Origin of the sequence: Brucella gallinifaecis (assembly GCF_006476605.1) — a bacterium.
Taxonomy (GTDB): domain Bacteria; phylum Pseudomonadota; class Alphaproteobacteria; order Rhizobiales; family Rhizobiaceae; genus Brucella; species Brucella gallinifaecis.
Window position 1 is genome coordinate 205,359 of the sequence record NZ_ML636802.1, and the last position, 19,510, is coordinate 224,868.

Here is a 19,510-nt window from a genome sequence, read left to right on the forward strand (position 1 = left end):
CAAATTATATAAGACCGGAGTTGGGCCGCAACGAGGCCCGTGTCAAGTCTTCCTCAGGTCTTTATAGCCCTTCGATAGCGCCAGAACCATACCACGACAACCCCCAGGAGCGCCAAAGCAAGCCCATACCATGTCACAGCATATTGAAGATGATTGTTGGGAAAATCGATAATCGTTATTCCGCCAATCGGCAAACCACCAAAATTCGGCTTGTTATCCGCATCGATAAAGAAAGGGACGGCATCATCAAGCGAAGGAATATCAGCGCTTTCAGCCATTACCGGCCAATCTTTCCAGTAAAAAATATTCTTCTGCGCATCATTGTCCGGCAGGAAATAACCCGGCTTGCTTTTGAGCGGATCACGCGCAAGACCTGTAATCGTTACAGGTCCGTCCAGTTGTCCATCCAGCCGGGTTTGCGGATCTTTTTTCTCATAAGGAACAAAACCACGATTGATCAGCACAAAGCGTCCATCTTCGAGCATCAAGGGCGTATAGACGTTAAAACCTGACTGCCCCTGATAGGTCGCCAGAAAATGCCGTTCTCCCTGATGCATGAAAGTACCCGACACTGTGACCGGGCGATATTCGACTGTCCCTTCATCGGAATAGATTTTTTCCATTTCAGCCAATGGCAGCGGCGCCTCATGCACACGCTGTTGCGTGGAAGCAATCAATTCTTCCTTCCAAAAAAGCCGCTCAACCTGCCATGTTCCGAGCATAATCAGGATCGAGAACGCAATAAGCGAGGCGATCAGCACTGCCCAGGGAAAGGGTGGCGGCTTTTGAGACTGGGTCATTGACCATCATCCAGGCGGCCCTGTTGCGCCTTGTTACGATATTGCAGATTAATCAGAATACCTTTCATGCTGCGCATGGCAACAAGACTTAAAATAATTGCCAGCGGCACCCAGAGAAGAAAATGCACCCAGAGTGGCGGTCCATAATTGACCTCCATCCACAAAGCGGCCCCGACAACAATAAAGCCAATGATCAGGATTACAAAGGCAGCCGGCCCATCGCCTGAATCAGCGAAGGAATAATCCAGCCCGCAAGCGCTGCAACGCGGAGCAACGGTGAGAAAGCCGTTAAATAACCTGCCTTCGCCGCAGCGCGGGCAATGCCCGCTCATCCCACTCTTAACCGGATCAACCTGTGACGACAGATCATGGTTTGACATCACGCCCTCCCGAACGTTTCTGAAAAGAAAAGCGGCCATGTTTCCAGGGCCGCCTTGCAAGTCTTTCAAACAGTTTATCAGCCACCATGCATCGGGGCGCCCCAGCTGCCCCATACATAAATGGCGCAGAACAGAAACAGCCAGACCACATCCACAAAATGCCAGTACCAGGCAGCCGCTTCAAAACCAAAATGCCGCTCCGGCGTGAAATCACCCTTCATTGCCCGGAACAGGATAACCAGCAGGAAGATCGTTCCAACAATGACGTGGAAGCCATGGAAACCCGTCGCCATGAAGAAGGTTGCGCCATAGATCGAGTCTTTGAACTCGAAAGGTGCATGCGCATATTCGAAGAACTGCACAAAGGAGAACAGGATACCGAGTGCGACTGTCAGGACCAGACCAATGATCATGCCTGTCCGGTCTTTATGCAGCAGCGCATGATGCGCCCATGTCAGTGTTGTGCCCGACAAAAGCAGGATAACGGTATTGTAAAGCGGCAGATGCAGCGGGTCGAGCACTTCCATGCCCTTCGGAGGCCACTGACCGCCGGTGAACTCAGCACGCAGCACCTGATGCACTTCATTCGGAAACAGGCTGACATCGAAGAAGGCCCAGAACCATGCCGCAAAAAACATGACTTCGGAGGCAATGAACATGATCATGCCATAGCGAAGATGCAGCGATACAACGCGCGTATGATGGCCTTCACGCCCTTCCTTGATTGCGTCCGACCACCATGCATACATGCAGTAAAGAACGATCGCGAGACCGATGAAGAACAGCCATGGTGTCGCCAGATTGATACCGAAGAAAGGCAGATCACCCGCATTGATATAGCGCATCCAGGCGATGCCACCAATGGCCAGCACAAATGCACCAACCGAGCTTAGAAACGGCCAGGGGCTGGGTGCAAGAATATGATAATCGTGATTCTTCTCGTGAACGTCTGCCATGTCTCTCCCCATGCAACCCTGTAAAGGGCTCCTCTGTGTGCCATCCTGCCTGCGCTCATTCAAACGTCAGACAATTCCCTTCTTAGCGAAACAATAGAGCGCTCACGCTCGATTGTCTTTGCGGCATTGTGTGCCGCATCATTGCGTTTTTTCAGCTTCCATTATTGCCAGCCGGAGCCTGCTTCACATCGGCAACAAATTTCGGCTTATCAATCGGGAAAAACGTATAGGACAGCGTGATTGTCTTCACGTCTTTCAGATCGGGATCATTAACGATCTCGGGATCAACAAAGAAAACAACCGGCATTTCCATGCTTTCCCCCGGTTGCAGCGTCGTATCGGTAAAACAGAAACACTCAACCTTGTTGAAATAAGCGCCAGCCCTGCCCGGCGCGACATTGAAGCTTGCACGGCCATAGGTCGGCGCATCAAACAGATTTTTCGCATCATATTTGACCATCGTGGTCTCACCAATGCGAACGCTCACCTCGCGCTGTTCCGGCTTGAAATCCCAAGGCAGGGCATTGGATGTATTCGCGTCAAAACGGACCTTGATGGTTTGGTCGAGAATCGTGTCTGAATATTGCTCGACACGCTGCGTCGTGCCGCCATAACCTGTCACCTGACAGAAAATACGATAAAGCGGGACCGAAGCATAGGCTGCACCAATCATGCAGACGAAAAAAGAAATACAGGCAATCGCTACCGTCCGGTTGGAACGGTTCAGCTTCTTCTGCTTTTCGTCACCATCATGCTGTTGAACCATTTTCTCCTCCCGAAAACGAGTAACAGTCGATCAGTTCATATCGGTCAATTCATATCAATCAATTCAGGCCGATTAAATCGATCTCGCAAAAATATTGGCGCCAAGCTTGGCAACCGTACCAATATAGACAAGCACCACAAACAACACGAGCGCAATCGCCAGACCAATCGAACGATTACGCTGTGCTTTTTTCTGCGAAGGCGTCGGAACAATCAGTTCCAGTTTTTCTGTGGGCTGCTGGCCCGTCTTTTCTGTCACGACGCTCTCCATTCTGTCTCCTCAGACAATACCAAAGCCGGTCAACAGTTTCATCGTCAATGCTTCAAACAACAGCACGGCAAAAATCGCCGAAAGATAGATGAGCGAAAACCGGAACAGCTTGCGTGCTGCAAGCAGCATCTGCGTTTCGCTATCCGCCATCCACATGCGCCATGCATAATAAACAAATGCCAGCCCCAGCAGCGTTGAAATCACGCCATAGCTAATGCCCGCAAAGCCCATCAGATAGGGCAGAACACCCACCGGCGCCATAAGAACGGCATAAAACATCGCCTGACGGCGGGTTGACAATTCACCCTTCACATTCGGCATCATCGGAATGCGGGCAGCTTCATAATCATTACTGGAAAACAAAGACAGCGCCCAGAAATGCGGAGGCGTCCACAAGAAGATGATCATGAACAGGACAACACTGTCCCAGGTGATCTCACCGGTTGCCGCAGCCCAGCCAATCATCGGCGGAAAAGCACCGGCAGCGCCACCAATAACGATGTTTTGTGGCGTCGAGCGTTTCAGCCACATCGAATAGACCACCGCATAGAAAAAAATCGTGAATGCCAGCAAAGCCGCCGAAAGCCAGTTGACCATCAGGCCGAGCGTCAACACCGAAAATACTGAAAGTGTCAGACCGAATGCCAGAACCTGATTGGGTGCAATCAGACCTGCCGGGATTGGACGCTTTTTTGTGCGCTTCATAATCGCGTCAATATCAGCATCATACCACATATTGAGCGCACCTGATGCACCTGCACCAACTGCAATACAAAGAATGCTGATTGCCGCAAGAACCGGATTCATGTGGCCGGGCGCAAGCACCAGACCAACCAGCCCGGTAAACACCACAAGCGACATAACACGTGGTTTCAGCAGGATAAGATAATCCCGTGCAGTCGCCTCAGAAAGAGCGAATGCATCTTCGGAAACAACGTTTTTTTCCACCAGAGACATTAACTTTAACAACCTCGAATTCACGGGGCCAATGCTGCACCCGGCCCTGAGCGCACATCAGCAATCCAAAACGACTTTACCTCCCGGAGATGCATCCTTAACCAAAGCGTGTCACGTCTATCATATTCGTGCGACACGCCTCAGTTTCCCATCCTCAGCCTGTCTTTTTCCCAAAACCGGTTTCCGCTTTTGGAAGACATGCTGTAATCGAAAGCGTCGTTCCTGAACGTCAAGCGATGTCAGACGGAACTGAATGCCGCCTGCACATAACATAGTTTTATGCGCTGGCGAACCCCTTTCGGTCATTCGCCAGAGCCAGATTTATTTTATGCGCGGAAGCTGTTCCCACTGGTGATAAGGCGGCGGTGATGAAAGCTGCCATTCCAGTGTTGTTGCACCCGGACCCCATGGATTAGCACCTGCTACGCGCTTCTTCGCAAATGCATCAAATACATTATAAAGGAAGATCAACACCGCGAGGCCGGAAATATAGGAACCGTAAGACGACACCATGTTCCAGCCGGCATAGGCATCCGGGTAATCGATATAGCGACGCGGCATACCGGCAAGCCCAAGGAAGTGCTGCGGGAAGAAGACGAGATTGACACCAATAAAGGTCACCCAGAAATGCAGCTTGGCGGTAAATTCGTCATACATATAGCCGCTCATCTTCGGGAACCAGTAATACCAGCCAGCAAAGATTGCAAAGACAGCGCCCAGCGAAAGCACATAATGGAAATGCGCCACCACATAATAGGTATCATGAAGGGCGCGGTCGAGACCGGCATTGGCAAGCTGCACACCTGTCACGCCACCAATGGTGAACAGGAAAATAAAGCCAATTGCCCAGAGCATCGGTGCGCGGAAGGTGATGGAGCCACCCCACATGGTCGCGATCCACGAGAAAATCTTGATGCCTGTCGGCACCGCAATTACCATCGTTGCAAACACGAAATAGCGCTGCGTATCAAGAGACAGCCCCACCGTATACATATGGTGCGCCCAGACCACAAAGCCGACCACACCAATTGCGACCATTGCATAAGCCATGCCGAGATAGCCGAAAATTGGCTTGCGCGCGAAGGTCGAAATGATGTGACTGACAATACCAAAGCCCGGCAAAATCAGGATGTAGACTTCAGGATGACCAAAGAACCAGAACAGATGCTGATAAAGAATTGGGTCACCACCACCTTCAGGTGCGAAGAATGACGTGCCAAAATTACGATCCGTAAGCAGCATCGTGATACCACCAGCCAGAACCGGAAGCGACAAAAGCAACAAAAATGCTGTCACAAGCACCGACCATGCAAAAAGCGGCATCTTGTGCAGCGTCATGCCCGGAGCACGCATATTCAGGATTGTGGTGATGAAGTTGATTGCACCAAGAATGGACGAGATACCTGCAATATGCAGTGCAAGAATGGCAAAATCGATTGCCGGTCCCGGCTGTCCACTGGTTGAAAGCGGCGGATATAATGTCCAGCCACCGCCCACGCCCCAGCTTCCCGGAGCCGCTGGCATGAACAATGAAATCAGCAGCAAAATCAGTGCCGGTGGCAAGAGCCAGAAGGATATATTGTTCATGCGTGGAAACGCCATGTCCGGCGCACCGATCATCAGCGGAATCATCCAGTTGGCATAACCGCCGATCAGTGCTGGCATGACCATGAAGAAGATCATGATCAGCGCATGCATGGAGGTAAACACATTGAACATGTGCTTGCCTGCATCAAGTGCCGCATCGCCTTCGACCCCATATACCATTGCCGCAAGGCCATGGAAAATCTGGATCCCCGGTTCCTGCAATTCTGCCCGCATTGCAATCGATAATATTGCACCGATAATACCGGAAATGATTGCAAAGATCAGGTACAGCGTACCGATGTCTTTATGGTTGGTCGAGTAAACCCAGCGCACCCAGCCTTTTGGCTTGTGATCATCATGCGCATCAATGGTTGCATGCTTATGAGCTGCTGTGCCAGCCATGGAATTCGCTCCCGTCTTTCAACAGAGTTGCGTATCGAAGTCTCAAAGACCCGCCGCAGCTACCTTATCATTTGTCTTGCTTTCAAGTTCAGACCTGAGCGCCTTGTTTGCGTCCTGCAAATTTGTCGCTGCCGCCGCAAGCCACGTATTGTACTGTTCATCAGATACAACACGCACGGCAATCGGCATATAGGCATGGTCCTTACCACAAAGTTCGGAGCATTGACCGTAATAAAGCCCCTCTTTATCCGCCTTGAACCATGCCTCGTTGATACGGCCCGGAATAGCGTCCATTTTTACCCCGAAAGCGGGAATGGTCCAGGAATGGATCACATCGGCAGCGGTTACAAGCAGCCGCACGGTCGTATCGACCGGCACCACGACTTCATTATCGACCGCAAGAAGACGCGGATAGATGGCGAGGTCCTCTTTGCCCGCAGCAGCCCTGTCGGCTTGCGTGAGGATGAGCGAATCGAAACTTACAGGATTTTCAGTCTGATACTCATAGCCCCAGTACCACTGATAACCCGTCGCCTTGACGGTCAGCGTCGGATCCTGCGGTGAATATTGCGCAGTCAGAAGCTGAAACGAGGGCACTGCCAGAAAAAGCAGAATAATCACCGGGCCAATGGTCCAGACCACCTCGATTGCCGTGTTGTGGCTGGTCTTGGATGGCTCCGGATTAACGCTGGCGCGGAATTTTATCACACACCAGATCAGCAATGCCAGAACAAGCAATGTAACCGGCACGATGAACCAGAGCGTATAGCGCTCGAACCAATGAATCTGCGTGGCAATGCCGGTCGCAGCACTTTGAAATGTCATTTCCCACGGACGCGGCTGATCCGCCAAAGCGGCACCGCCTGTCCACAGCAAAGCGGAAGCACCAACGACGGCACCCCCCGTTGTGGCAACAATCTTATCCACCAGAACTCTCTCCCTTTTTGCCCTTTCGAGCTGGACGCCGGACGTACAGACGGCCGTATCCCCCGTCAGCGTTCAAACCACACCTTAACGCACACCGCAAGGAAGGCGAATATGTTCCTGTGCGGCATTTTTGCACGCAAGCCAGTGCCGAAGCTGCGCATATCATCTTGAAGATTAAAGCTATCAAAAACAGTGAAAAGTGAATGAAAACTTGGGAAAAGCCGAAGAATCTCATAATGAAGCCATGATTTAAAAGAAGGTTTCCTTTAACGTGCCACATGATAATGGCTGCAACTGATCAGGACGTATCCTCGATGCGATACTGGCAAAGCCGTTGAAACATGGTGCGGAAGCGACAACAGCTTTTCATCGCGTGTTTCTAAGGATAACGTCCCGGTGATTCGATCTGGAGATTTCATGATTTTCCGCCCATCCACCCGCCGCCCGCTTTTCCAGCGCCTTACCACTCTTGCCACCATTGCAACGGGTGCAGCTTTGGTTCTTTCTGCGCTAAGTTTGCCATCGCTTGCACAGCAGACGCCGGCGCAGCTGCCTGCGCCCGCCGCACAGCAGGAATCGGGCCAGTCGCCTTCTACACCGCAGCAAAGTGGCACGCTCAAATCCCAGCACGGCCCATGGGCGATCCTTTGCGACACGCCAGCCGGTGCCAAGACCGAGCAATGCGCACTCATTCAAAATGTGGTTGCTGCAAAGCGCCCTGAACTCGGTCTTTCGGTCGTCGTTCTCAAAACTGCCGACAACAAAGCCCGTATCCTGCGCGTTCTTGCACCGCTTGGCGTATTATTGCCCAATGGTCTTGGATTGAATGTTGACGGCAAGGATATTGGCCGCGCTTATTTCGTGCGCTGCTTTGAAGACGGCTGCTATGCAGAAGTGATCCTGGAAGATGACCTGCTCAACACATTCCGCAACGGCAAGTCTGCAACATTCATTGTCTTCCAGACCCCGGAAGAAGGCGTTGGCATTCCTGTTGATTTGACGGGTTTTGCTGAAGGCTTCGACGCATTGCCATAAACGGCGCTCCAGTCGTTTATTATATGCATGCCGTTATCGAAAAACCGGTCTCCGGTTTTTGTGGCATGGTTTAAGGTTGTTCTCAACCGATTTAGCGCTTACATCCTGTGGCAAACACATGCTGCAGGATTATTTTTATGAAAAGCCTGATCGATAGTTTCGACGTGAACCGTGACGATATTGAACGTCTTGTCTCGCAAAGCCTGAAAGGCAGCGATGATGGTGAATTGTTCATGGAATATCGTGAGGCGGAAGCACTTGTCTTCGACAATGGCCGCCTCAAGACGGGTTCATTCAATCAGGATCAGGGCTTTGGCCTGCGTGCCGTGGCCGGTGAAGCGATCGGTTATGCCCATGCAGGTGAGATGTCGCTTGCCGCTCTCAAGCGTGCGTCCGATGCGGTTTCCGCCACATTGAGCGGTCATAGCGGCAGCTACAGGGCAGCACCTGCTGGCACCAATCGTCATCTTTATACAGATGAAAATCCAATCGGCTCACCGACATTTGATGCAAAGGTTCAGCTTTTGCAAAAGATTGATGCCTATCTACGCGCCAAAGACCCGAAAGTGCGGCAGGTTTCGGTTTCCATCGCAGGCTCATGGCAACAGGTGGAAATTCTACGTGCTGACGGCCATTTCGTGCGCGATATCCGCCCAATGGTGCGGCTGAGTGTTTCGGTCGTTGCAGGCAATGGCGAGCGGCAGGAATCGGGTTCACACACGCTGGGCGGGCGCAAGGGCTTTGGTGATTTCATCACCACAGAAAGCTGGCAAAGCGTTGCGGATGAAGCGCTGCGTCAGGCATTGGTAAATCTCGAAGCTATCCCCGCCCCTGCCGGCACTTACGATATTGTGCTGGGCAATGGCTGGCCCGGTGTCATGCTGCATGAGGCTGTGGGCCACGGGCTTGAAGGCGATTTTAACCGCAAAAAGACCTCCGCCTTTGCCGGGCTGCTCGGTCAGCAGGTCGCTTCAAAAGGCGTAACTGTCGTCGATGACGGCACAATCCCGGAGCGTCGCGGTTCACTCACCATCGATGATGAAGGCACACCAACCAATCGCACGGTGCTGATTGAAGATGGCAAACTCGTCAATTACATGCAGGACCGACAAAATGCACGCCTGATGGGGATGGAAGCCACGGGCAACGGGCGGCGTGAATCCTATGCACATGCACCGATGCCGCGCATGACCAATACCTATATGCTCTCGGGCGACAAAACGCCGGAAGAGATTATCGCCTCCATGAAGAAAGGCATTTATGCCGTTTCCTTTGGTGGCGGCCAGGTTGATATCACCTCGGGCAAGTTCGTGTTCGGTTGCACGGAAGCCTATATGATCGAAGACGGCAAGATCGGCGCACCAATCAAGGGCGCGATGCTGATCGGCAATGGCCCGGATGCCATGCAGCGCATTTCGATGATCGGCAATGATATGAAACTTGATACCGGCTCAGGCAATTGCGGCAAGGGCGGACAATGGGTTCCGGTCGGTGTTGGCCAGCCACATCTGCGCATGGATCAAATGACTGTTGGCGGCACGGCAGTCTGATTGGTATAAGGTTAAAACTTGAAGGAATGATCAAGCCGGAGGAGACCATGCCTGAAACAGCTTATCACTTGAGCGAAAAGCAGCCAGAAAAGCGCCCCCGACAAAAGCGTATGATGGTGATAGCTGCCGCAACCATGATAGCGCTTTTGTTCATACTGGCTGTGGTTGATGTGATCCTTATACTGATCGACTAAAATAATCCGCCGAAAAACAAAGAGTTGAAGCATGGTATATAGACAACATGCTTTAGCTCTGCGTTTAACTGGAGCGCTCTAAGCCTCAGGATTTTCTTCCAGAAGGCCTTCGACGAACTCAAAAAGTCCAGGGCGGCGATCGCGGCGCAGGCGCTCGGCAATGATGATACCCTTGATACCGGCATAAGAGCGCTGAAGGTCTTCATTGATAACGATATAATCGTATTTCGCCCATTTCTGAATTTCAAACCGCGCATTCTGCAAACGGGTTTCAATCACATCCGCTGCATCTTCTGCGCGGCGGTTAAGGCGGTTCTGCAATTCGCGCATGGTTGGCGGCAGAATGAAAATCGATACCACATCGGCAGGCATTTTGGCCTGTAATTGCTCGGCTCCCTGCCAGTCGATGTCAAAAAGCATGTCCTTGCCATCGGCCAGCGCTTCCTCGGCAGTCTGACGCAGCGTGCCATAGAAATTGCCATGCACTTCTGCCCATTCGATCAGCTCGTCATTGTCGCGGCGGCGCTCAAATTCACGTTTGCTGATGAAGTGGTAATGAACCCCTTCAATTTCGCTTGGACGACGTTCACGCGTGGTAACGGAGACGGAAAGCGAAAGATTCATATCCGTATCGCTCAGCAATTGCCGGGCTATAGTGGATTTTCCAGCACCAGAGGGCGATGAAATCACCACCATGAGACCGCGACGTGCAATGCCATTTTCGACCGAAGATATGGCCATTTTCCGTTACTCCAGATTCTGTACCTGTTCGCGAAACTGATCAACAACTGCTTTCAGCTCAAGGCCAATTGCCGTGATCGATGCTGCATTCGACTTGGAACACAATGTATTTGCTTCGCGATTAAATTCCTGTGAAAGAAAATCAAGCTTGCGTCCGATTGGCCCGCCATCGGAAAGCAGCTTTCTGGCAGAAGAAACATGGGTTTCCAGCCGGTCCAGCTCTTCCTGAATATCTGCCTTGGTCGCAAGAAACGCTGCTTCCTGATAAAGCCGTGCTTCATCGAGATCACGCCCTGTTTCCATAAGCAGCGCAAGCTGGTTTCCCAGCTTAGTGCGAATAGAATCGATGCTGCGTGATGGATCGTTACGCGCTTTTAATGTCAGATGCCCGATCGTATCGACATGGCCGGACAGAATGGCGAAAAGCGACTGACCTTCGTGGATACGTGCTTCTGCAATCGCCTTTAGCGCACCTTCAAAGGCGGCGACAACAGCGGCTTCGAGACCCGCGCGTGCATTTTCGTCTTCGCTCACCTGTGCCTGATCAATGATGCCGCGCAAGGAAAGAATGCCGTCAACGCTTGCGGGTGCAAGTCCGTGCCTGGCTTGCAGCTCGGCACCAAGCTTCAGCACTTCATCCAGCATCGCCTGATTGATTACAAAACCTGCCTGCGCTTCTGCTCGCTCAACGCTGAGGCTTGCCTGAAAATTGCCGCGCGAGAAATAGCGTGCCTGAAGAGAGCGAACCGCATGTTCAACCCCTTCCAGCCCCTGTGGCAAACGCAATCTCAGATCCAGCCCCTTACCATTGACGGAGCGCACTTCCCATACAATCCGCGCTTCATTATCAGCGGCACCATACTGTATCGCGTGGCGCGCAAACCCTGTCATACTCTGGAGCGCCATATCTTTTTTCCTTCACGCGAAATCAAAGTCCGTTACTAACTAAATCAGCCAATAATACTGGCCCAATTACTGGCCAGTATTTTGCTGTTGTTGCTGGTTTTTTTCCTGCTCAACTGCACGCCATTTACGCACATTGGCATTGTGTTCAGCCAAGGTTTTGGCAAAGACATGCCCGCCGGTACCGTCCGCAACGAAATAGAGATCTTCGGTATCAAGCGGATTGGCTACCGCTTCAAGGGCGGCACGACCCGGATTGGCAATCGGTGTCGGCGGAAGGCCGTTAATCACATAGGTATTATATGGCGTTGGCTTCTCAATGTCCGATTTGAAAATCGGGCGATCAGAGGGTTTGCCTGCACCACCGAACAGACCATAGATAATGGTCGGATCAGACTGGATACGCATGCCCTTCTTGAGGCGATTGACGAAAACAGACGCCACATGCGGACGTTCCGATGCAATACCCGTTTCCTTCTCAACAATGGAAGCCAGTGTGACGAATTCGTTCTTGTCCTTGATCGGAAGATCAGGGCGGCGTTTGGCCCAGGTTTCATCAATCAGTTTCTGCTGTGAAGCGATCATGCGATTGATGATTTCTTCGCGTGTGGTGCCACGTGTGAAATTAAGCGTATCGGTGAAAAGTGTACCTTCCGCAGGCATTTCTTTTGGCATATCGCCGACAAGTATCGGATCAGCCGCAATACGGTCGAACACCTGCTTGACGGTCAATCCTTCAGGAATAGTCAGCGGATACATGATCGACTTGCCGCTGATGAGGATATTCATCACATCGCGCATGGTGGAACCGGCAGGGATGGCATATTCACCCGCCTTCAGATCATTTTCATGGCCGTAAGCACGCATGCCATAGCGGAAAATACGCGCATCAGTGACAATCCCGCGATTTTCGAGACTGTTTGACACTTCCGAAACTCCAGCACCACGTTTTACGAGGAAAGTCGTTTGGGCAGTCAAAGGACCGGTCGCATCAAACTGGACCTTGCCAAAATAAAATAGCGCCGAAGCACCAATCAAAACCAGCACAAGCAAAGACAGCATGAAGTTCATAAAAACGACGATCTGGCTTCGGGCATGACGCGAACGCTTGCGCGGCGGAGGCGTGCCCGGCTCCGGGCGAAGCGCTTCCGAGGCTGATTTAGGAACAAAAGGCTTGGCGGCTACAACTTCTTCCGGCGTCGCAGAAGACGGCGTATTATCCTGCGGCGGCTGTTGGACGGAATTGCTTCCCGCTTTTTCCTCTGTCGTCACTCGACTACCTCGTCTTTAGAGTGCATCGGATCCAACTTTTTCAAGTCGTCCTGTCTTCACTCTTTTGCTCTCATCCGCGTGAAACGGCATCCAAATCAATATTATTGTGTAGAGCAATACTAAACATAATTGGAAATTTTAAATATGATATCGGGTCACATTTTGACAAAAACGCGGAGAAATCCCCGCGTTTTTAAATTAGTCTGATTTTCAGCGCATTAAATCTTATGAATAACGGCGCAGAACCAGCGATGCATTGGTGCCGCCAAAGCCGAATGAATTCGACAAGGCCACATCGATTTTTCGTTCACGCGCCTTGCGCGGCACCAGATCGATTTTCGTTTCAACGGCCGGATTGTCGAGATTAAGCGTTGGCGGAGCAATATTATCACGAATTGCCAGTGTTGAGAAAATCGCTTCCGCAGCGCCAGCAGCACCAAGAAGATGACCAATCGACGACTTGGTCGACGACATGGATATCTTTGAAGCTGCATCACCGACTACGCGCTCAACCGCACCCAGTTCAATCGTATCCGCCATGGTCGAAGTGCCGTGGGCATTGATATAATCAAGCTGGTCAGGGGTAATGTCTGCACGCTTCAATGCTGCGACCATGCAGCGCTCTGCACCTTCACCGTTCTCGGTTGGAGCCGTGATGTGATAAGCATCGCCCGACAGGCCATAGCCAACCACTTCAGCATAAATCTTCGCACCACGTGCCAAAGCATGTTCCAGCTCTTCGAGCACCACAACACCGGCACCCTCACCCATGACAAAACCGTCGCGATCAATATCATAAGGACGCGACGCTGCGGTCGGATCGTCGTTGCGCTTGGTGGACAACGTCTTGCAGGCAGCAAAACCTGCAAGCGAAATACGGCTGACCGGCGATTCTGTACCACCGGCGACCATCACATCCGCATCGCCAAAAGCAATCAGACGGGCAGCATCGCCAATGGCATGTGTGCCGGTTGCGCAAGCGGTAACTACCGAATGGTTCGGGCCGCGCAGCTTGTGCTTGATCGAAACATGGCCGGAAGCCAGATTGATCAAACGACCCGGAATGAAGAATGGTGAAATACGGCGCGGACCTTTGTCACGAAGCGTATAGCCCGCTTCCACAATGCCTTCGATACCGCCAATACCGGAACCGATCAGAACGCCGGTGCGAACCTGATCTTCATCGCTTTGCGGGTGCCAGTTGGCATCATCCAGAGCCTGATCGGCAGCGCCAACAGCATAGACAATGAACGGATCGACCTTGCGCTGTTCCTTTGGCTCCATATGGAGATCAGGATTAAAAGTACCATTGGTACCATCGCCAAGAGGGATACGGCAGGCGATCTGGCACGGCAGATCATCGACTTCAAATTCCGTGACGCGGCGAGCACCGCTTTCACTGGCAATAAGACGCTTCCAGGTCTCTTCGACACCGCTTGCCAGCGGTGACACCAGACCAAGACCAGTGATGACGACACGCCTCATATTCACCCCTTAGATTTGATAGGTTTCGTTGGAGACATCCCGCAGGCGATACGCGCCTCATACGGCCAATGCTCAATCCTGTTACCGGGCGGCCCTGTTACCGGACTGTCCTGTCACCGGGCTGCAATCTGCCAAAAGCCAGTCAGGGCTTTCCCGGTCATGATAATTCAGTGCCTTCAAAGAGAAGACAAGCAGGGCCGGGATTCGGAAGAATCCCAGCCCCTGTAGCTCAGATCAGGCAGAAGCCTTATCGATGAACTTCACAGCGTCGCCGACCGTGAGGATCGTTTCTGCAGCGTCGTCAGGAATTTCAACGCCAAATTCTTCTTCGAAAGCCATGACCAGCTCGACGGTGTCGAGGCTGTCTGCACCAAGATCATCGATGAAGCTTGCACCTTCTGTGACCTTGTCAGCATCTACACCCAGATGCTCAACAACGATTTTCTTGACGCGCTCTGCGGTATCGCTCATGTCGGAACCTCGACCTGTTGTTAATTTGCTCTGCCTTGGTTAGCGGCATGCATGATTGTAATCAAGTTATAAGATGTCTGCCAAGTTTCGAGTTTACTCGCCTGACAGTCACCCTGTGGATATTCCTTGCGGAACAGGATAACGGCATTTCACAAACGAAACACCGAAACTCTCGTCGGGCGCATTACCATGCTTCTTGAGCAAGGCAAAGCGCATTTTGGTTTCTACCACCCGACTTTAAGACTTTTTATACCGTAAAATACTGATTTAAAAGCTAGCGAAGAGCTTTTAAATCATGGCCATGCCACCATTGATGTGCAGCGTCTGACCTGTAACATATGCAGCTTCATCGCTTGCAAGATAAACCACAGCAGCCGCAATTTCACTACCAACACCCATGCGCTTCATGGGAATATTGCTCATGATTGCGTCTTTCTGCTTCTCATTGAGCTTGTCGGTCATGGCCGATTCGATAAAGCCCGGCGCAATGCAGTTCACAGTCACATTGCGGCTTGCAATTTCCTGTGCCAGCGATTTCGAGAAGCCGATCAGACCAGCTTTCGATGCACAATAATTTGCCTGTCCCGGATTGCCCGTTACGCCAACAATCGATGTGATATTGATGATACGACCCTTGCGACGACGCATCATCGGATGCGTCACTTCGCGCGTCAGGTTAAATACAGACGTCAAATTAACATTAAGAACTGCATCCCAGTCTTCATCGCTCATGCGCACAAAAAGGCCATCGCGGGTGATACCGGCATTGTTGACCAGAATGTCGATGCCGCCCATATCTTCCTCAGCCTTCTGACCGAGCGCTTTAACAGCTTCGCGGTCGGAAAGATTGGCCGGGAAGATGAAAGTGCGCTCGCCCAGCTCAGCAGCCAGTTCTTTCAGCTTTTCTTCGCGTGTGCCGTGCAGGCCAACGATAGCACCCTGCGCATGAAGAGCGCGTGCAATTGCTTCGCCTAAGCCCCCGGTCGCACCGGTTACAAGAGCCTTGCGGCCAGTCAGATCAAACATATGGGATCCCTTAGCTATTCAACGCAGCAAGTGCTGCAGCTATTTCTTCAGCCGAACCAACGGTTACGCCGCTCACATCTCGGGAGATGCGTCGCGCCAAACCTGTCAGAACCTTGCCTGAACCTATTTCATAAAGCGTTGTAACATCATTTGCGGCAAACCATTCAACCGTTTCGCGCCAGCGCACCTGACCTGTCACCTGCTCAACCAGCAGATCAGCGATTTCATTGGCATCACGCACAGGTACAGCACGCACATTGGCAATAAGCGGCACAACCGGATTGTGCTTTTCAACAGAGCTAAGCGCTTCACGCATCGCATCAGCCGCAGGCGCCATCAGCGTCGAATGAAATGGTGCGGAGACCGGCAACATGATTGCACGCTTGGCGCCTTTTTCGGAAGCAACCGAGGCTGCCAGTTCGACAGCCGCCTTTGCGCCGGAGATCACAAGCTGACCGCCGCCATTATCATTGGCAATCTGAACCGGGCCAGAAGTTTTTGCCTCAGCACAAATTGCTTCGACATCACTATGTTCAAGACCGATGATTGCAGCCATGGCACCTTCACCGACCGGCACAGCCTTTTGCATCGCATTGCCGCGAATGCGCAAAAGACGGGCAGTATCGGCCAGCGAAAAAGTCCCTGCGGCGCAAAGAGCCGAATATTCGCCAAGCGAATGGCCGGCGACATAAGCAACCTTGTCTTTCAATGAAAAGCCCTGCGCTTCCATGACGCGCAGCGTGGCAATGGAAACAGCCATCAAGGCAGGCTGTGCATTGGCAGTAAGCGTCAGAACATCTTCCGGCCCTTCAAACATGACGCTTGAAAGCTTTTCGCCCAGTGCTTCGTCCACTTCCTCAAAAACAGCACGTGCTTCAGCGAATTGCTCAGCAAGGGCCTTGCCCATGCCAACTGCCTGGCTGCCCTGTCCGGGAAAGGTAAATGCTACCGCCATGAATGCCTCTTTTATATAATAATTTCTCGCGATGTGCCCCAGCATGGGTTGAAAAGTCAAGTATTTGTGGATTTTTGCAGATCACAGCGCTTGCAAATCCGGGGAAAAGCACGTATTGAGCGCCCGTTCGTTACTGGCATTAGCTGGGGGCTGAACGGAGGGTCGTGCCTTCTTCACCATTAAATGTGAGAAAGCATGTGGAAGTCGTAAGTGCTTCTGCCTCCCGTGTCTCCGCTCTCGATTGTCTTTACCCAAGCGTCCTTTCTTCCCGGTTTTCCGGTCTAAGAGAAGTCGCAGAGGCTTAGCCGTTAGTGCCGGTAGTGTGTAACAGAAGAAAGGCAAAGCCAATGGCTCTTTATGAACATGTGCTTCTTGCCCGCCAGGACATTTCCCAGCAGCAGGTCGACGCTCTCGTCGAACAGTACAAGGGTGTCCTCGAAGCTAATGGCGGCAAGGTCGGTAAGGTTGAAAACTGGGGTCTTCGTCCCCTCACCTACCGCATCAAGAAGAATCGCAAGGCGTATTACACGCTCGTCAACATTGACGCACCGGCAGCAGCCGTTGCTGAAATGGAACGCCAGATGCGTATCAACGAAGACGTTCTTCGTTTCATGACCATCCGCGTTGAAGAACACGAAGAAGGCCAGTCGGCAATGCTTTCGCGCCGCGACGAACGTCGTGAGCGTGATGGTGATGACCGCGGCCCACGTCGCCCACGTGAAGGCGGTTTCGACCGCAATAGTGATCGCGGCGATCGTGGCCCACGTCGTCCACGTGACAACGAAGCTGGCGAAGGAGCATAATCATGGTTGATATCAATCAGATCCCAACCCGTCGTCCTTTCCATCGTCGTCGCAAGACCTGCCCTTTTACAGGTCCAAATGCACCGAAGATCGACTACAAGGACATCAAGCTCCTGCAGCGTTACATTTCGGAACGTGGCAAGATCGTTCCTTCGCGTATTACGGCTGTCAGCCAGAAGAAGCAGCGTGAACTCGCCAAGGCGATCAAGCGTGCCCGCTTCCTCGGCCTGCTTCCATATGTTGTGAAGTAAGAATTTTTGCGAGGCGGCGATCATGCCGCCTCGCATTTCTTCCCGGATGCGATGGGCGCAGCCGGAGCACTTAAAATCCCGAGTTGGGGTGCACGTGACCTTGTCCGCACCTCTAACTGCAAAACCGGAACAGCCGGGGCAGGACAGCGAATTTATGAAATTCAATGGAACCATTATTGGCGTTGGCATTCTGGCGGGGCTTGCCTCGGCCTTGATGTCGTCTGGCGTTCTGGTCCAGTCCGGCATGGCAGTGGTTCTTTATTTCCTGACGCCATTGCCGATTTTTGTTGCGGCTTTCGGCTGGGGTTCGAGCGCAGGGCTTGTGGCAGCTTCATGCGCCACCATTGCAGTCGGCATTGTTGCGTCCCCCATGGCTGCATTGCTCATGGCGCTGACAAGCTATGCGCCTGCTGCAACCGGATCTTATCTCTCGGGTCTTGCCCGCCCTGCGTCAGAACTTGGCGGGCCAAAAGACGTGATGGTCTGGTATCCGCTTTCGGATATTGTTTTCCGTCTGTCGCTGTTCATTGCAGCAAGCTGCGTGGTGATTGGTGCAATTATTGGCTTTGGCCCCGAAATGGCTACCCTTATGGCCAATTCGGCAATCGATGCGCTTTCGGCTGCCGATCCGCAATTCGTCGCCTCTGACGAAATGCGTCAGAATACCAGTGCAATGCTCGCAATTGCGGTACCGGCCATTCAGCCTGCTGTTTCTCTTGCTATTCTGGTTGGCAATTTCTATCTGGCGCTGCGCCTGACGGCTCTTTCAGGCCGTTTGCGCCGACCGCGCGATGATTGGCCAGCAACCATGCGCATGCCCCGTCCGGCACTGCTGGTTCTTGCGATTGCGCTTGCGGTTGCATTTTTGCCGGGCACTGCCGGTCTTGTTGCAACGGTCGTGGTTGGTGCTCTGAGCGCCGGCTTCATGATGGCCGGTCTTGCAACTTTCCATCATCGTACTCGTGGCAAACCATGGCGCCCGGTCGCGCTCTGGCTTGTTTATGTAGCGATCATACTCTTCGCATTCCTGCTTTTTGTCTTCATGGTATTCGGCCTTTTCGATACATCGCGCGGAGCGCCAATTTCGAAAATACCGGAAGCCGACAACCAGTAAATCCATATTTAAATCTCGAAAGGAAACTCAAATGGACGTTATTCTTCTGGAACGCATCGCGCGCCTTGGTCAGATGGGCGACACTGTAAAGGTCAAGGACGGCTTTGCCCGTAACTTCCTTCTGCCGCAGGGCAAGGCTCTTCGTGCCAACGAAGCCAACCGCAAGAAGTTTGAAGGCCAGCGCGCACAGCTCGAAGCCCAGAACCTCGAACGCAAGAACGAAGCTGAAGCCGTTGCAGCCAAGCTCAATGGTGAATCCTTCATCGTTGTTCGTTCGGCTGGTGAAACAGGTCAGCTCTACGGTTCGGTTTCGACCCGCGATATCGCTGACATCATCACTGCAAACGGTTTCAACCTGCACCGCAACCAGGTTGAACTGAAGCAGCCGATCAAGGCAATTGGCATTCATGAAATCGTCATTTCCCTGCACCCTGAAGTCGAAGTTACAGTTTCTGTAAACATCGCCCGCTCGACTGAAGAAGCCGAACGTCAGGCCAAGGGTGAAGACCTGACCTCGATCGAAGCTATCTACGGCATTGAAGAAGAACCTCTTGCTGAAGAAATCTTCGACGAAGACGAAGAAGCAGAAGATCAGGCTTAATCAGCCGTCTCCCAGCCAAGGAATGCCAGCCTTGAACAAAGGGCATTCCCATGGTGGTAAACTT

General features: G+C 52.3%; 22 protein-coding genes. 7 read left to right on the forward strand and 15 right to left on the reverse strand.

The features are described 5' to 3' along the window. Positions 1–53: 53 nt before the first annotated feature. The 8 genes from FHY56_RS05595 to coxB form a co-directional block, all read right to left on the reverse strand. Positions 54–800 carry an SURF1 family protein gene (locus FHY56_RS05595; protein WP_140904189.1) on the reverse strand — a complete coding sequence of 249 codons (747 nt, stop codon included), beginning with the start codon at positions 798–800 and terminating at the stop codon, positions 54–56. Next, a complete protein-coding gene (locus tag FHY56_RS05600) occupies positions 797–1,180 on the reverse strand; it encodes a DUF983 domain-containing protein (RefSeq protein ID WP_140904190.1) in 384 nt (127 codons plus the stop codon). The genes FHY56_RS05595 and FHY56_RS05600 overlap by 4 nt, the downstream gene beginning before the upstream one ends. Before the next feature lie 77 nt (positions 1,181–1,257). Beyond that, on the reverse strand, positions 1,258–2,136 hold the full coding sequence (locus tag FHY56_RS05605) for a cytochrome c oxidase subunit 3 (RefSeq protein WP_140904191.1): 879 nt from the start codon (positions 2,134–2,136) through the stop codon (positions 1,258–1,260). Between the two features lie 151 nt (positions 2,137–2,287). Then, complete coding sequence (locus FHY56_RS05610) at positions 2,288–2,902, reverse strand: cytochrome c oxidase assembly protein (protein ID WP_140904192.1); 615 nt, start codon at positions 2,900–2,902, stop codon at positions 2,288–2,290. Between the two features lie 72 nt (positions 2,903–2,974). Further along, positions 2,975–3,160 carry a hypothetical protein gene (locus FHY56_RS05615; RefSeq protein ID WP_235889430.1) on the reverse strand — a complete coding sequence of 62 codons (186 nt, stop codon included), beginning with the start codon at positions 3,158–3,160 and terminating at the stop codon, positions 2,975–2,977. Between the two features lie 21 nt (positions 3,161–3,181). Continuing rightward, positions 3,182–4,129, reverse strand: a complete 948-nt coding sequence (gene cyoE, locus FHY56_RS05620) for a heme o synthase (protein ID WP_140904194.1) — start codon at positions 4,127–4,129, stop codon at positions 3,182–3,184. A gap of 321 nt (positions 4,130–4,450) precedes the next feature. Next, positions 4,451–6,118, reverse strand: a complete 1,668-nt coding sequence (ctaD, locus tag FHY56_RS05625) for a cytochrome c oxidase subunit I (RefSeq protein WP_140904195.1) — start codon at positions 6,116–6,118, stop codon at positions 4,451–4,453. Between the two features lie 42 nt (positions 6,119–6,160). After that, positions 6,161–7,045: a cytochrome c oxidase subunit II gene (gene coxB / locus FHY56_RS05630; RefSeq protein WP_140904196.1), complete on the reverse strand. Its 885-nt coding sequence runs from the start codon at positions 7,043–7,045 to the stop codon at positions 6,161–6,163. Between the two features lie 417 nt (positions 7,046–7,462). On the opposite strand from coxB, the gene FHY56_RS05635 reads away from it, so the two are divergent. The 3 genes from FHY56_RS05635 to FHY56_RS17775 all read left to right on the forward strand — a co-directional run bounded on the left by FHY56_RS05635 (position 7,463) and on the right by FHY56_RS17775 (position 9,824). Then, on the forward strand, positions 7,463–8,080 hold the full coding sequence (locus tag FHY56_RS05635) for an invasion associated locus B family protein (protein WP_140904197.1): 618 nt from the start codon (positions 7,463–7,465) through the stop codon (positions 8,078–8,080). 137 nt (positions 8,081–8,217) lie between these two features. Continuing rightward, entirely contained in the window at positions 8,218–9,630 is a 1,413-nt protein-coding gene (tldD, locus tag FHY56_RS05640) for a metalloprotease TldD (RefSeq protein WP_140904198.1), read from the forward strand. A 47-nt stretch (positions 9,631–9,677) separates the two neighbouring features. Next, a complete protein-coding gene (locus FHY56_RS17775) occupies positions 9,678–9,824 on the forward strand; it encodes a hypothetical protein (RefSeq protein WP_158447740.1) in 147 nt (48 codons plus the stop codon). Between the two features lie 78 nt (positions 9,825–9,902). Here the strand turns inward: FHY56_RS17775 and gmk are convergent, their stop codons facing one another. The 7 genes from gmk to fabD all read right to left on the reverse strand — a co-directional run bounded on the left by gmk (position 9,903) and on the right by fabD (position 16,677). Then, positions 9,903–10,565, reverse strand: coding sequence for a guanylate kinase (gmk, locus tag FHY56_RS05645; protein WP_140904199.1), 663 nt, complete (start codon positions 10,563–10,565; stop codon positions 9,903–9,905). 6 nt (positions 10,566–10,571) lie between these two features. Next, positions 10,572–11,471 (reverse strand): YicC/YloC family endoribonuclease, encoded by a 900-nt coding sequence (locus FHY56_RS05650; protein WP_140904200.1) that lies wholly within the window; start codon positions 11,469–11,471, stop codon positions 10,572–10,574. Positions 11,472–11,537: 66 nt separating this feature from the next. Beyond that, entirely contained in the window at positions 11,538–12,740 is a 1,203-nt protein-coding gene (mltG, locus tag FHY56_RS05655) for an endolytic transglycosylase MltG (RefSeq protein WP_140904201.1), read from the reverse strand. 225 nt (positions 12,741–12,965) lie between these two features. Next, on the reverse strand, positions 12,966–14,225 hold the full coding sequence (gene fabF / locus FHY56_RS05660) for a beta-ketoacyl-ACP synthase II (protein ID WP_140904202.1): 1,260 nt from the start codon (positions 14,223–14,225) through the stop codon (positions 12,966–12,968). Between the two features lie 234 nt (positions 14,226–14,459). Next, positions 14,460–14,696, reverse strand: a complete 237-nt coding sequence (locus FHY56_RS05665) for an acyl carrier protein (RefSeq protein WP_002963616.1) — start codon at positions 14,694–14,696, stop codon at positions 14,460–14,462. 288 nt (positions 14,697–14,984) lie between these two features. Then, positions 14,985–15,722: a 3-oxoacyl-[acyl-carrier-protein] reductase gene (gene fabG / locus FHY56_RS05675; RefSeq protein ID WP_140904203.1), complete on the reverse strand. Its 738-nt coding sequence runs from the start codon at positions 15,720–15,722 to the stop codon at positions 14,985–14,987. 10 nt (positions 15,723–15,732) lie between these two features. Next, a complete protein-coding gene (gene fabD / locus FHY56_RS05680) occupies positions 15,733–16,677 on the reverse strand; it encodes an ACP S-malonyltransferase (protein ID WP_140904204.1) in 945 nt (314 codons plus the stop codon). A 347-nt stretch (positions 16,678–17,024) separates the two neighbouring features. Here fabD and rpsF point away from each other — a divergent pair, with 347 nt between their 5' ends. From rpsF to rplI, 4 genes are all read left to right on the forward strand, one after another. After that, positions 17,025–17,480 (forward strand): 30S ribosomal protein S6, encoded by a 456-nt coding sequence (rpsF, locus tag FHY56_RS05690; protein ID WP_140904205.1) that lies wholly within the window; start codon positions 17,025–17,027, stop codon positions 17,478–17,480. A gap of 2 nt (positions 17,481–17,482) precedes the next feature. Then, positions 17,483–17,731, forward strand: coding sequence for a 30S ribosomal protein S18 (gene rpsR / locus FHY56_RS05695; protein ID WP_022712184.1), 249 nt, complete (start codon positions 17,483–17,485; stop codon positions 17,729–17,731). Positions 17,732–17,885: 154 nt separating this feature from the next. Beyond that, positions 17,886–18,845, forward strand: a complete 960-nt coding sequence (locus FHY56_RS05700; protein ID WP_140904370.1) for a DUF2232 domain-containing protein — start codon at positions 17,886–17,888, stop codon at positions 18,843–18,845. A 31-nt stretch (positions 18,846–18,876) separates the two neighbouring features. Then, a complete protein-coding gene (gene rplI / locus FHY56_RS05705) occupies positions 18,877–19,446 on the forward strand; it encodes a 50S ribosomal protein L9 (protein ID WP_140904206.1) in 570 nt (189 codons plus the stop codon). Positions 19,447–19,510: the final 64 nt, after the last annotated feature.

Excerpts from the sequence above, each read along its gene's own strand:
- FHY56_RS05595 (WP_140904189.1), bottom strand. The coding sequence starts at position 800 with ATGACCCAGTCTCAAAAGCCGCCACCCTTTCCCTGGGCAGTGCTGATC.
- FHY56_RS05600 (WP_140904190.1), bottom strand. The coding sequence starts at position 1,180 with ATGTCAAACCATGATCTGTCGTCACAGGTTGATCCGGTTAAGAGTGGG.
- FHY56_RS05605 (WP_140904191.1), bottom strand. The coding sequence starts at position 2,136 with ATGGCAGACGTTCACGAGAAGAATCACGATTATCATATTCTTGCACCC.
- FHY56_RS05610 (WP_140904192.1), bottom strand. The coding sequence starts at position 2,902 with ATGGTTCAACAGCATGATGGTGACGAAAAGCAGAAGAAGCTGAACCGT.
- cyoE (WP_140904194.1), bottom strand. The coding sequence starts at position 4,129 with ATGTCTCTGGTGGAAAAAAACGTTGTTTCCGAAGATGCATTCGCTCTT.
- ctaD (WP_140904195.1), bottom strand. The coding sequence starts at position 6,118 with ATGGCTGGCACAGCAGCTCATAAGCATGCAACCATTGATGCGCATGAT.
- FHY56_RS05635 (WP_140904197.1), top strand. The coding sequence starts at position 7,463 with ATGATTTTCCGCCCATCCACCCGCCGCCCGCTTTTCCAGCGCCTTACC.
- tldD (WP_140904198.1), top strand. The coding sequence starts at position 8,218 with ATGAAAAGCCTGATCGATAGTTTCGACGTGAACCGTGACGATATTGAA.
- FHY56_RS17775 (WP_158447740.1), top strand. The coding sequence starts at position 9,678 with ATGCCTGAAACAGCTTATCACTTGAGCGAAAAGCAGCCAGAAAAGCGC.
- gmk (WP_140904199.1), bottom strand. The coding sequence starts at position 10,565 with ATGGCCATATCTTCGGTCGAAAATGGCATTGCACGTCGCGGTCTCATG.
- FHY56_RS05650 (WP_140904200.1), bottom strand. The coding sequence starts at position 11,471 with ATGGCGCTCCAGAGTATGACAGGGTTTGCGCGCCACGCGATACAGTAT.
- fabF (WP_140904202.1), bottom strand. The coding sequence starts at position 14,225 with ATGAGGCGTGTCGTCATCACTGGTCTTGGTCTGGTGTCACCGCTGGCA.
- FHY56_RS05665 (WP_002963616.1), bottom strand. The coding sequence starts at position 14,696 with ATGAGCGATACCGCAGAGCGCGTCAAGAAAATCGTTGTTGAGCATCTG.
- fabG (WP_140904203.1), bottom strand. The coding sequence starts at position 15,722 with ATGTTTGATCTGACTGGCCGCAAGGCTCTTGTAACCGGTGCGACCGGG.
- fabD (WP_140904204.1), bottom strand. The coding sequence starts at position 16,677 with ATGGCGGTAGCATTTACCTTTCCCGGACAGGGCAGCCAGGCAGTTGGC.
- rpsF (WP_140904205.1), top strand. The coding sequence starts at position 17,025 with ATGGCTCTTTATGAACATGTGCTTCTTGCCCGCCAGGACATTTCCCAG.
- rpsR (WP_022712184.1), top strand. The coding sequence starts at position 17,483 with ATGGTTGATATCAATCAGATCCCAACCCGTCGTCCTTTCCATCGTCGT.
- FHY56_RS05700 (WP_140904370.1), top strand. The coding sequence starts at position 17,886 with ATGAAATTCAATGGAACCATTATTGGCGTTGGCATTCTGGCGGGGCTT.
- rplI (WP_140904206.1), top strand. The coding sequence starts at position 18,877 with ATGGACGTTATTCTTCTGGAACGCATCGCGCGCCTTGGTCAGATGGGC.